Genomic DNA, 12,948 nt, shown 5'->3' on the forward strand with positions numbered 1-12,948 from the left:
GCCCGGAAAGGCGTTTTACACCTTGTGAAGGAAGAATCCGTGTCAGATATCAACGCGACTCCAACTACTCCGCTGCCAGCCCTACAACAGGTGCTCGGTCAGCTCGATGCGTTTAAGCGCAAATTTTACCTAAGTCTGCTGGTGCGCGGTGCGCTGGTGGCTGGGGGGCTTTTGCTGACGCTGTTTCTAGTGCTGAGCCTGTTGGAATACTTTCTCTACCTGCCTACCTGGGTGCGGGGCGGATTGCTATTCGGCTTTTTAGGGTTGGTGGTTTACACCTTCATGCACTGGATCTGGCAGCCCCTGGCGGCCCTCACCAACCTGCGCCGTTTGCTCTCCGACGAGCAGGCCGCCCAACGCGTGGGCGAGTTGTTCCCGCAGGTGCAGGACAAGCTTCTGAACGCTTTGCAACTGCAAGGGCAGGCCCGCGAGAATGCGTTGATTGCAGCCAGTTTGGAGCAGCGGGCAGCCCAGTTTACGGGCTTGGAGTTTAGCGAAGGCATCAAAATAAAGGAGCAAAGCCGGCCGCTGTGGAAATACGTGGCCATTCCGGCGGCTATTGTATTGGGTGTGCTGCTTGTGTATCCAAGCTTGTTTGTGCAGGGTACGGGGCGGATTTTAAACTACCGCCGGGCGTATTCGCCACCTGCGCCGTTTGAGTTTATTATTGAGAATAAAAACCTGCAAGCCTTTCGCAACGAAGACTTTAAGCTGCAGGTGCGGGTAGAAGGCGCGGCCCTGCCTAACGAAATCAACATCCGCTACAACGGCCGCGAGCAGCGCCTGACCAAGGTGCCCGGCGCCGGTAACCGCTACAGCTACGAGTTTCGGCAGCTGCAGCGCAACACGGAGTTTCAGCTCGTCGGGGCCGGCTTCACCTCCGAGGACTACGACTTAACCGTGCGCGCCCGCCCCGACCTGCGGGATTTTGTGGTGCGTGTGGCCTATCCAACTTACCTTGGCAAGCCCACCGAAACCATTCGCAATAGTGGCAACCTCACGGTGCCCGAAGGCAGCACCGTGCGTTGGGAATTTGCCACCACGGCCACCGACGAACTACAATTACTGTTCAAAAACCCCGATGAGACCGTAACTGCTACGGCAAACGACGACCAATTTCAGGCTTCGCGCCGCATCATGCGCAGTCAGGAATACGCCGTGCGTTTGCGCAACGCGGCCAGTCTTAACCGTGACCCTATTCAGTATCAAATCACGGCCATTCCGGATCAGGTGCCCGAAATAACGCTGGAAGCCTTCTCCGATACAACTTCGCTCCGCTACCTAGCGCTGGGGGGCAATTTGCGCGATGATTATGGCTTTACGCGCCTGCAGCTGCACTACCGCGTGTCGGCGGGCAAGGCCAATCCGGCTGCTGGCTACAAGACGCGGGCATTGCCCCTGGAAAGTGGGCCTTCGCAGGCGTACGCTTACCAGTGGGACTTGTCGAGCCTCAATATGAAGCCCGGCGATCGGCTGGAGTACTTTGTACAGGTATGGGATAATGATGGCGTGCGTGGGCCTAAGAGTGCCCGTACGCGCAGCGCCGAGTTTAAGCTGCCAGCCCGCAAGGAGCTGCGCGAGCAGCTGAATGCCCAGTCCCAGTCGGTGCAGAACCAGTTGAGCAAGTCGTCGGAGCAGTCAAAGAAGCTGGAGCGGGAGCTAGCCAAAACCGAGGATAAGCTCAAGACCAAGCGTGAGCTGAACTTTCAGGACCGCAAGCAGCTACAAGACATGTTGGAGCAAAAGCAGCAGATGGATCAGCAGCTGGCCGACATGAAAAAGATGTTTGAGGAGATGAATCAGCGCCAGGACCAACTCGACCCCAAAAGCCAGGAGCTAGCGGAGAAAGCCAAGGAGCTGGAAAAGCTGATGGAAACCCTGCTCGACCCTGAGACGAAGAAGCTGTATGAAGAGCTGCAAAAGCTACTGGAAAAGCAACAGGACCAAACTCAGCCCGAGATGCAGAAGCTGCTGCAACAACTCGAAAACAAGGAAAACACCTTGCAGAAAGAGCTGGAGCGAGCGCTCGAAATGTTCAAGCAGCTTCAGTTTGAGCAAAAGCAGGAGAACGTTATCAACAAGCTTGATGAGCTAGCCAAAGAACAACAGAAGCTGGCTGAGCAAACCCAGCAGAACGATAAGTCGCAGCAAAAAGGCCCCCAGCAGCAACAAAAGCAGCAGGAGCTTCAAAAGCAGCAAGCTGAGCAAAAGCAGGAGTTCAACGACGTTAAAAAAGACCTCCAAGACCTAAAAAAGCTGGATGACCAGCTCGATGGCGAAAATGGCGCCGACGAGATGAAAGAACAGCAGCAGCAGGTGGAAGAGGACATGCAGGACAGCCAGGAGCAGCTCGGCAAAAACCAGAACCAGAAAGCCAGCCAGAGTCAGCAAAGCGCCGCCCAGAAAATGGAGAAAATGGCGCAGCAGATGCGTGAGCAGCAAGAGCAAGAAGAGGGCGACAAGCAGCAAGAAAACATTGACAGCCTGCGCGACATTCTCGAAAACCTGCTCAAAATCAGCTTTGATCAGGAAGGCTTAATGAAAGACTTCCGCCAGGTAGACCAGACCGATCCGCGCTTTGTGCAACTAGGCCAAACCCAGCGCAAGCTTAAGGACGACGCGGCCATTGTGCAGGATTCCCTATATACGCTAGCCAAAAAGGTATTTCAGATTCAGAGCTTCGTGACCCGCGAAGTAGGGGAGATGAACAATCAGATGGACGAGTCGCTGAACCAGATTCGGCAGCGCAATGTGCCTCGCGCAACCAATAGTCAACAGTTGGCCATGACCAGCATGAACAACTTGGCCCTCATGCTCAACGATGCCTTGCAGCAAATGCAGGAGCAGCAGCGTCAAAGCCAACAGAACCAACAGGGCGACGGCAAGCCGGGTAAGAAGAAAAAGAAAGGCCAGTCTGCCGGTGAAGGTCAGATGGGCCGTATGCAGCAACAACTCAATCAGCAGATTCAGCAATTGCAGCAGAGCGGTAAGCAGGGGCGGGAGTTGTCAGAGGAACTGGCGAAGCTGGCTGGCCAGCAGCAAATGCTCCGCGAGGCGCTTAAGGAACTGGATAAAATGCAGCAGCAGTCTGGGGGGGAAAAAGGCAAAGGCCAAGAAGGCCAGGGCGGCACCGGCGACCTGAAAAAATTAATGGAACAAACCGAAACCGACCTCGTAAACAAGCGGCTGACGGAGGAAACAGTTATGCGCCAACGCCAAATCCTGACTCGTTTGCTGGAAGCCGAGAAATCGGCCCGGGAGCGGGACCTAGATGACAAGCGGGAAGCACAGACTGCCCAAGCAAAGCCACCCGTTTTTCCACCCGCTTTTGAACAATATAAGCGGCAAAAAGAGCGGCAAACCGAGCTACTTCGTACGGTACCGCCTGCCCTTACGCCGTACTATCAGCGTGAGGTAAGTGAATATTTTCAGAAAATGAAGTAGCTCCTCGCTACTTTTACCGCTGCTGCCCCCCTCTTACTTTTACTATGAAGCAGGTTAAAATTCAGATTCCGTCGCTTGTTGAGAATATTCGCGTGGTAGAAAGCTTCATCGACAATTCAAAGGATACCTTTGATATTGAAGATGATATCTATGGTAATATTATGGTAGCCGTTACGGAAGCCGTCAATAATGCCATTCGCCACGGCAACAAATTCGATAAGGACAAGAACGTGTATCTGTCGCTGCAAGTAGCCCCCGACCGCATCAAATTCGAAGTGGAAGATCAGGGCGACGGCTTCGATTTTAATAATTTGATTGACCCAACGGCTCCCGAAAACCTCGAAAATCCGGGTGGGCGCGGTATTTTTCTGATTCGCCATCTCGCCGACGAGGTGGAGTTTCAGAAAGAAGGCCGCAATGTGCAGCTTACTTTCTTGCTGGCGCCCACTTCCGATATGGAAGTGTCGGACTCCGATACGTTATCTACCGATCATAACGCGGCATGAACCAACACCCGCCTGGTACCGAGGACGAAATGAACAACGGCCTGCCCGAGCAGTCGCACGAGGTACACGGCATTGAATTTATTGTAGAAGATGTAACCTTCGAGCTAGCCGAAGCCGAAGCCCTGACGGCTTGGATTGCGCGCATTGCCGAAGTGCACGAACATGAAATCGTGCAGCTTACCTACATTTTCTGCTCTGATGAGTATCTACATCGGGTCAACGTCGAGTATCTCGACCACGATACTTACACCGATGTCATCACTTTTGACAACGCCGACACGTCGGACATCATTGAGGGTGACATTTTTATCAGCGTAGATCGGGTGCGGGAAAACGCCGAGCAGCTAGGCGTACCTTTCTGCGACGAGCTGCACCGCGTCATGATTCATGGCATGCTGCACTTGTTGGGCTACCAAGACAAAGACCTGCTCAGCCAGACGGCCATGCGCAAAAAAGAGGATTACTGCCTATCTTTGCGCACGTTCTGAGCAAGTTGCCTCATCCTTTTTCCGAATAACTACCAGGAAACCGCAGGCCGTTTTGAACGGCGGCGGTTTTTTCGTTTGGAGGAACGCGCTACGGCGCGTTTGTCGTTGTCGGCTATAACTCAGCACATGCGCCCTACGGCGCTTTTCCCATGTCAGCTCTTAGCTGTTGCTTTTAACAGCTAAAAAAGCCCCCCAGCCATGTTTCAGCAAGAAGATTACGATGTCATTGTAGTAGGAGCCGGCCACGCGGGTTGCGAAGCCGCCGCCGCGGCCGCCAACTTGGGTTCCAAGGTGCTGCTCGTGACCATGAACATGAACACCATTGCTCAGATGTCGTGCAATCCGGCGATGGGCGGGGTAGCTAAAGGTCAGATTCTGCGCGAAGTAGACGCCCTTGGGGGGCAAAGTGGCATTGTGACCGACAGGACCATGATTCAGTTTCGGATGCTGAACCGGTCGAAAGGCCCGGCCATGTGGAGCCCGCGCGCCCAAAGCGACCGGATGCGCTTCGCCGAGGAGTGGCGCCTGACGCTTGAGCAAACACTGAACGTGGACTTCTGGCAGGAAGCCGTAACTGGTTTGTTAGTTGAGAATGATACGGTAGTGGGCGTGCGCACGGCCTTGGGTGTAGAGTTTCGTGGCAAAGCCGTGGTGCTTACCAATGGTACTTTCCTCAATGGCTTGATTCACATTGGTGAAAAGCAGTTTGGCGGGGGCCGGGCAGCCGAGAAAGCCAGCTCCGGTATTACCGAGCAGCTGATTGAGTTGGGTTTTGAAACCGGCCGCATGAAAACCGGTACTCCGCCCCGCGTGGATGGCCGCTCCCTCGACTACTCCAAAATGGAAGAGCAGCCCGGCGACGAAATACCCGGCCGCTTCTCTTTCCTCGATACGCCCACGCTGGTGAAGCAGCGCCCGTGCTACATCACCTACACCAACCCCGAGGTGCACGAAATCCTGCGCACGGGCTTCGAGAAGTCGCCGATGTTCCAGGGCCGCATCAAGGGTTTGGGGCCGCGCTATTGCCCGTCGGTGGAGGACAAAATCAACCGCTTCGCCGACAAGGATCGTCACCAGATTTTTGTGGAGCCCGAGGGCAGCAGCACGGTGGAAATGTACATCAACGGCTTTAGCAGCTCCCTGCCCGAGGATGTGCAGTACCAAGCCTTGCGCAAGATTGCGGGCTTCGAGAATGCCAAGATGTTCCGGCCCGGCTACGCCATTGAATACGACTTTTTCCCGCCCACTCAGCTCAACCTGACCTTGGAAACCAAGCGCGTGCGCAACCTCTATTTCGCGGGCCAGATCAACGGCACCACGGGCTACGAGGAAGCCGCCTGTCAAGGTTTGATGGCGGGCATCAACGCCCACAACCGCGTACACGGCAAGCAGCCTTTCGTCCTGAAAAGGAGTGAGGCCTACATCGGCGTGCTCATCGACGACCTCGTAAACAAAGGCACCGACGAGCCCTACCGCATGTTCACTTCCCGCGCCGAGCACCGCATCGTGCTCCGCCAAGACAACGCCGACTTGCGCCTTACTCCGCTGGGCTATGAGCTAGGTTTGGCCTCGGAAGAGCGCATGCAGCGCGTAGCCCAAAAGCAGCGCGAAACGGTAGAGGTAGTTGAGTTTCTACAGAAGAAATCCATCGAGCCGGCAGAAATAAATGGCTTGCTGACGGAACTGGGTTCGGCCACCATCAGTGAGAAAACGCGGGCCATAAACCTGCTGCGCCGGCCCAATGTAGAGTTGGAGCAACTCACGCGTCACCTGCCCACGCTGGCCCTGGAGCTCGGTCAATACCGGCCCGACAGCTTGGAGCAGGCCATTATTACCATCAAGTACGAATCCTATATTCAGAAGGAGCACTTGCAGGCCGCCCGCGTAGGCGAGTTGGAAAACTTTGTGATTCAGGGCCGCCTGGACTACAAGCAAATGCCCGCCCTGTCGCACGAGGCCCGCGAGAAACTTCTGCGTGTACAGCCCGAAACCATCGGTCAAGCCGCCCGCATCAGCGGCGTATCGCCGGCTGATATTTCGGTATTGATGGTTTATCTTGGCCGGTAAAAAGGAATGAAGAATAAAAAGTGAGGAATGAAAATTATGGTGCGAAGCCTGATTTTCATTCCTCACTTTTTATTCTTCACTCTTCATTCTTAATTAACATAACGTGTCCTACGAACGTCTGTCAGCCTGCCCGGTGTGCGGCAAAAGCGAGTTTCGCAACAAGCTGGTCGTAGAAGATAAGTCGGTCAGCAAGGAGAGCTTCGCCATTGTGCAGTGCGAGAGCTGCGGCTTTCAGTTCACGAACCCGCGGCCCGGTGCGGCCGATATCGGGCGCTACTACGAATCGGACGAGTACGTGTCGCACAACAGCGGAGCCCAGGGCGTCATCAACCAAGCCTATAAAGTCGCGCGTTTTTTTACCATGCGGCGCAAGGTGGCGTTGCTGAATAAAAAAGCCCCCCGCAAAGGAAAAATCTTGGATTATGGCTGTGGCACGGGCCATTTTCTCGCAGCCTGTCGCTCCAATGGCTGGCAGGTAGCCGGCCTGGAGCCCAATGCGCGGGCTCGCGAAGAAGCCACGCGCCGCGTAGGTCAGTCCATCGGCGCAGACGATCTGGGGGGCTTTTCTGCCGAATCGTTCGATGCCATTACGCTCTGGCATGTGCTTGAACACGTGCACGAGCTGACCGGCACGCTCAAGCAGCTTATCGGTTTACTCAAGCCCGACGGCGTGCTGATAATTGCTGTGCCTAATGTGGAAAGCTTCGACGCCCAGCACTACCGCCAGGATTGGGCCGCCTACGATGTGCCCCGCCACCTCTACCATTTCAGCCCCAAAACCATGACCCAGCTGCTCAAAAAGCACAAGCTGGTGGTGCGGGAAACATTGCCGCTGCCCCTAGATGCTTACTACGTGAGCATGCTCAGCGAAAAGCATCGGGCCGAGCGCCAGGGTGGATTATTGAGCGTGCTGAAAGCTGGCTACAAGTCCAATCAGTACGCCGCTGAGCACGAAGGGCAATATTCGAGCTTAATTTACGTAGCTGCTAAGCGGTAAAATAGTGAGTGAGTGATTTAATGAGTTAGTCGTTAGGCTTGCATAACAGTAACTGTTTACTCACTGAATCACCCGCTCACTAAATCACCATTTCACATAATCACCTTTGATGTCTGTACGCGCTCATTTGCTGTTTTTACTGGGACTTGTAGGTGGAGTGAGTGGGTGCGCGTCAGTTGGCTCACCCCAAGGCGGACCTAAGGATGTAGAAGCGCCAAAGCTGGTGCGTACCTCGCCCGAGCAAGGAGCCCGCAACGTTACTCAGCGCAGTATTCGCTTAGAGTTCTCGGAGACGGTGCAGCTAAAGGACTTGCAGAAGAACCTGATCATCGCGCCCGTTATTCCGGATGAGAATAAGTACCAGGTGCGGGAAGATAAAGGCGGTATTACGCTCACTTTCGAAAAACCATTCGAGAAAAACACCACTTACTCGTTCAACTTCGGTACTGCCATTACCGATATCACAGAAAGCAATGTTGCGCCTAATGTGATGCTTAGCTTTAGTACCGGCGCCAGTCTTGATTCGGGGCGGGTATTTGGCAGCGTGAGAGACTTGCTGACAGGTGGCATTGCCAAGGAAACAGCCGTTATGCTGTACCCTGAGGCCGATACCGCCAACATCCGGCGGGGACGCCCTTATTACCTAGCTCGGACTGATGATAAGGGACTTTACTCTTTTCAGAACCTGCGCGATGGCCGCTACCGGCTCTTTGCTCTGCAAGACAAAAACAACACGCGCCGCTACGAGGAAGGGGAGAAGATAGCCTACCTGCCCGAGCTCCTGACTGTAGCGCCCGGCCTCGATTCGGTACGCTTGGTGCTGGTGCGGCCCGATGCCCGTCGCCCCTTGGCCACCGGTCGCAAACCAGGTCCTACGCAGTTTCAGGTAACATACAATGAGGGGGTACGCCAAGCCGTACTGACGCCGTTGCCAGAAGGCGCTGCTCCGGCGCTTGCAGCGCCCGCGTTGGCGCAGTTGAATAACGCTGTGCAAGTGGCTGAGCAAGGGAAATCAGTGGTACTTTTCAAAACGGCCGCGCTTACCGAAGGCCGGTATGTGCTAGCGGCTACCGACAGCGTTGGCAACGTGGGTCGTGATACAATCAATGTGCGCTTTCAGGGCAATGCTCCGGCCCGGCGCGGCCCGGCCTACACAGTAGAGGGCAATCCGCAGGAAGTGTATTACCAAGGGCAGCTGCGGTTTCTATTCACGGAGCCCGTCATTTTGCCCCCCAATCAGCCTTTCGGTACGCTCGTAGAGGATTCTACTGCGCGGCGGCCTTTGCGCATTCCTCAGGATGCTACCCTTAGCCCTGATCGCACTCGCCTCACGATTAAGTTGAATTCGAAAGCCCGAAAAACGGTGGGCGTAATCCTCGATAGCACCGCCATTGTCAGCATTACGGGGCAGTCGCTGGGCTTACGGCCACTACGGCTGCGCGTGAGTGAGCAGGCCCAAACCGGCACCTTGTCGGGAGCTATCCAAACTAAGTATAAGAGCTATCAGATTCAGCTTGTTGATGCCAATTATCAGCCCGTAGCGGTGCTCGATAGTCCTAAGAATCGGTACGTATTCTCTAATATCGCGCCCGGCACTTATAGGATACGGGTGCTCATCGATGCTGATGCCGACGGTACCTGGCGCGGCGGCGACCCACAGTTTCGGCTTCCCGCTGAACCTGTGTACATCTTCCCCAAAAAGCTGGACATACGCGCCAACTGGGAGCAGGAGGAAAACATAACCTTCTAGTTCAACCGCATTTAATGAGAGCGGCGTGAAGTCGCCACGGAGCTAAAGCCCCTGCGCAAGCCGATGAAGGAATAATTTCCAACATCTGCCCACAGAAGGCTTCCGCTCCGTGGCGACTTCACGCCGCTGTTGCGTTTGACTTCGGCTGGTATGAGCGGGCGGACTAGGCTATCCACAACTCAACATCTGCGTTCTACTTAGCTGGGGGCATTTTTGTGGTTTTCCACACGCTTATGCACGAGGTTATCCACGGAGCGCTAAACCTGAAGGTAATCTGTGGATAATAGTGGCGTAATGTGGGGATAACTCGTGGAGAAGTTGCGGACAAGTTTTGTTGCAGGTCTGGAAGCCAACACAGCACAGTTCGGCTGTGGATAAGGGTGGACAACTTCTCCCCAAAAAGAACCTAATCCACAATGCACATTAGGTGTGAATTGTGGATTCGTGGATAACGCTGTGGATTGTGAATAATGCAGTTATCTTTCTATCAAACAGAGAGTTATAATCCACACACCCTGTTGATAGCTGGTGCATAAGCCCAGGGTTGTACACAAGTTTTCAGCCCTGTTAATAACTCTCAAATCTTATCAACTTATGCACAGCCCTAATGGTGGGGGATTAAAAAAAGATTTCTTAAAATTTCTTTTAAAAAGTTATTAACCCTGTGGATAAATCCGCCGGCGGCCAAAAAAGCTCCACAACTCAATTCCCGGTTTCTGGCGTATACAGCAGTCATGCCCGCCTGCGCCCGTCATGCCCTTCGACTATACCCTCGATTTTAAAACAGTTGATTTTCGGCGTCAGCCGGAGCTGTACCGTGTGGGTAAGGGCGAGCAGGGCGTGTTACTGGTAGAGCCCTATAAATCGGAGATTCTGCCGCACTGGCGCTTTCGTACCCCGGAGGTGGCTAAGGAGTCGTCGGAGCTCATTTATAAGCTGTTTTTAGCCTATCTGAAGGATGAGGACTTTATCGGGGCTGATATGGCCCGCAAGTTTTTGCAAATGGGCTTCACGCGGGCCCGGCGCTACGCGAATCATCGAGGGGGCAAAAAGTACGATGGGCCCGTGCCAGCCGATAAGAGAGGCCAAAGTGGAGCCCACGGTAGGGCCGAGTTACCCCGTGCTCCTGAGGACCCTGAAAAGGCCGCTGCCGCTGCCATCTTCAAGCAGAAGTGGGATGAAGCTAAACACCACCCCGAGTACGAACGCCAGCGTACCGAATTTCAAACTCGCTACGGCAAGTGAGCAACAGATTCCTACCTTTATCTAAAGTTGAACTACACCGCCACGGCTATGAAACGGCCCGATCAACCAACCAGCATGGAAGAAAACGAAATAACCCTAGGCACCGGCATGGGGCCCCTCAAGTTTGGGGCTACTATGGACGAGGTGCGTGCCCTCATGGGCGAGCCTGAAGAAATTGAAGAGTCGGAGGATGACGACGAGTTTGAGCACCAAGCTTGGAACTACCTAGAGGAAGGCTACTCGCTTTACTTCGACCGCGAAGACGACTACCGCCTGAGCTGCATCGAGACGGACCACCCGGGCTTGCGTCTATTTGGTGAGCCAATCCACGGCAAGAAGCAAGCGGAAATTGAGGACCTGATGCGCCGCCACGGCTACGACAATCCAGAGACGGAGCGTATGGAAACCGGCGAAGTGCGCCTCTCTTACGAGAAGGAGATGATTGACTTATACTTTGATGAAGATGAGTTACAGTTTGTCAACTTCGGAGTGTTTATATCCGATGACCTAGAGGTACAGTGGCCAAGCTAGCTGATAGTTATCCACAAAAGCTTTGATTAACCCTGTGGAAAAGTGGATAACTAACTGTCTTGTCGCTACTTTACACAATGTTTTAAGTGAAAAATGCTCCCTAGGGGGTTTTCCACAATAGATGTTGAAAAGCACATAGCCAAAAAAGCCGCCCCAATAAAGGGCGGCTTTTTTGGCTATAAGCAAGATGGACTCAGCGCTACAAGATGGCTCGGAAGAACAAGAACAGCGCACCAGATAATACCATCGTGACGGGCAGTGTGAGCACCCAAGCCAACGCAATGTTGCGCACCATCTGTGGATTCAGGTTCTTAACACCACGGTTGGCTACCATGGAGCCAGCAATGGCCGATGACAGTACGTGAGTAGTAGAGCTAGGCAAACCAATAGCTGTAGAAACGCCAATCATACTGGCCGCTACCAACTCCGAGGATGCACCCTGAGCATAGGTCAGGTGCTCTTTACCGATGCGCTCCCCAATAGTTTTAACGATACGCTGCCAGCCTACCATTGTGCCGACTCCTAAGGAAGTAGACACCATAAGCAGCACCCACCACGGGGCATAATCGGTGTAGGTGCGTAGGTCGGTGATGCCGGCGCGGTAAGTGGCTTGGTCGGCGGTGCTTAGGGTAAGCTGCTCGCTGCCTAGTAGCTTTTTAGTGCGGTTGTCGAGGAGCAGAATAGCTTTACGAATCTCGAAGCGAGCATTTTGAGGAAGCTGGCGCACACTGGTTTTGCCTACGAAGACACTATCCAGGGCATTAGTTTGCGTCTGAATATCAGCCAGCGTTTTGCGGTCTTCGGAGCTCAAAACTGCAGGATCTATTCTCTGAACCACTTGCTCTACGTTGGCCAAAGAGGCACGCATATCCAAAGGGTTCAGGTCATCATTAAGCGCAAAGAAGGTCGGTACAATGCCAATAAGGATCAGCATAATAAGGCCCACGCCTTTCTGCCCGTCGTTGGAGCCGTGAAAAAAGCTCACCAGCGTACACGTCACAATCAGAATAAGGCGAATCCAGAGGGGTGGGGGCTTACGCTTGTGAGGCTCCCGGAAGATGGCTTTGTTGCGCACAAAGCGGCGCAGAATAAACATGAGCAGAATAGTTAGCGTGAAGCCGAACAGCGGCCCAACCAGCAGCGCCACGCCGGTTTCGCCGGCCTTACTCCAGTTTACGGCCGCCCCGCTCGACTCGGGCAACAGCGAAAAAGCAATACCCACACCCAGAATAGAACCGATAAGCGCGTGCGAGCTAGAAGCGGGGATACCGTAGTACCAGGTGCCCACGTTCCAAAGGATAGCCGACAAAATAAGGGCGCCCACCATGGCAATGCCGTGGTACACATTCTGATCTACTAAGCTCTCGACAGGCAGCAGATAAACGATACCCATAGCCACGGCAATACCACCGGCAAATACGCCGATGAAATTCCAGAAGGCCGACCAGATAACGGCCACCCAGGGACGCAGGGTATTAGTATAAATGACCGTCGCGACGGCATTAGCCGTGTCGTGGAAGCCATTGACAAACTCGAAAGCGCAGGCTGCTACCAAACAAAGCAATAGCAGGAATAGCACTTGAGGCTCTAAGCCAAACATAGGAGGGGAAATAGGTACAAAAAAATGGGCGCCCAAAGGTAATGCCACCAAAAACGGAGCAAGATTATCAAATTGTTACCGGACATCGTGCGCCGGCAGTCATCAGGTTGCCGAAGGAAGCGAATTTGTGGGCAACATCAGCATGCGTAAAGGACCCGATACGCAAGCGGCCGGGTGAGCAGTCAACTCACCCGGAGAAAAATTGGACCCGCTGCCGGGGGGCAAATTCGACTCAAGCATACGCCTAGTACAAGGAGCAGTGCGTTATGAATCTGCATTTTCCCGCTTATCAGTTGAATTGGCGAACTATCTTTGCCCGC

General features: G+C 54.0%; 9 protein-coding genes. 8 read left to right on the forward strand and 1 reads right to left on the reverse strand.

Going from position 1 to position 12,948, the window contains the following annotated elements; genetic code table 11:
- Positions 1-24 precede the first annotated feature (24 nt).
- The 8 genes from ACW9KT_RS00890 to ACW9KT_RS00925 all read left to right on the forward strand — a co-directional run bounded on the left by ACW9KT_RS00890 (position 25) and on the right by ACW9KT_RS00925 (position 11,028).
- Positions 25-3,444, forward strand: a complete 3,420-nt coding sequence (locus ACW9KT_RS00890) for a DUF4175 family protein (protein WP_457077481.1) — start codon at positions 25-27, stop codon at positions 3,442-3,444.
- Between the two features lie 44 nt (positions 3,445-3,488).
- Positions 3,489-3,950, forward strand: coding sequence for an ATP-binding protein (locus tag ACW9KT_RS00895; RefSeq protein ID WP_457077482.1), 462 nt, complete (start codon positions 3,489-3,491; stop codon positions 3,948-3,950).
- Positions 3,947-4,438 carry an rRNA maturation RNase YbeY gene (gene ybeY / locus ACW9KT_RS00900; RefSeq protein WP_457077483.1) on the forward strand — a complete coding sequence of 164 codons (492 nt, stop codon included), beginning with the start codon at positions 3,947-3,949 and terminating at the stop codon, positions 4,436-4,438. The genes ACW9KT_RS00895 and ybeY overlap by 4 nt, the downstream gene beginning before the upstream one ends.
- A gap of 198 nt (positions 4,439-4,636) precedes the next feature.
- Positions 4,637-6,505 (forward strand): tRNA uridine-5-carboxymethylaminomethyl(34) synthesis enzyme MnmG, encoded by a 1,869-nt coding sequence (gene mnmG, locus ACW9KT_RS00905; protein ID WP_457077484.1) that lies wholly within the window; start codon positions 4,637-4,639, stop codon positions 6,503-6,505.
- Positions 6,506-6,608: 103 nt separating this feature from the next.
- Complete coding sequence (locus ACW9KT_RS00910) at positions 6,609-7,502, forward strand: class I SAM-dependent methyltransferase (protein ID WP_457077485.1); 894 nt, start codon at positions 6,609-6,611, stop codon at positions 7,500-7,502.
- A 109-nt stretch (positions 7,503-7,611) separates the two neighbouring features.
- The gene (locus ACW9KT_RS00915; protein WP_457077486.1) at positions 7,612-9,252 is read left to right on the forward strand and encodes an Ig-like domain-containing protein; all 1,641 of its coding nucleotides are present in this window, start codon (positions 7,612-7,614) and stop codon (positions 9,250-9,252) included.
- A gap of 753 nt (positions 9,253-10,005) precedes the next feature.
- The gene (locus tag ACW9KT_RS00920) at positions 10,006-10,497 is read left to right on the forward strand and encodes a DUF4385 domain-containing protein (protein ID WP_457077487.1); all 492 of its coding nucleotides are present in this window, start codon (positions 10,006-10,008) and stop codon (positions 10,495-10,497) included.
- A 48-nt stretch (positions 10,498-10,545) separates the two neighbouring features.
- Positions 10,546-11,028 carry a hypothetical protein gene (locus tag ACW9KT_RS00925; protein WP_457077488.1) on the forward strand — a complete coding sequence of 161 codons (483 nt, stop codon included), beginning with the start codon at positions 10,546-10,548 and terminating at the stop codon, positions 11,026-11,028.
- 199 nt (positions 11,029-11,227) lie between these two features.
- Here the strand turns inward: ACW9KT_RS00925 and ACW9KT_RS00930 are convergent, their stop codons facing one another.
- Complete coding sequence (locus tag ACW9KT_RS00930) at positions 11,228-12,628, reverse strand: inorganic phosphate transporter (protein WP_457077489.1); 1,401 nt, start codon at positions 12,626-12,628, stop codon at positions 11,228-11,230.
- Positions 12,629-12,948: the final 320 nt, after the last annotated feature.

The organism is Hymenobacter sp. HD11105, from assembly GCF_054051685.1.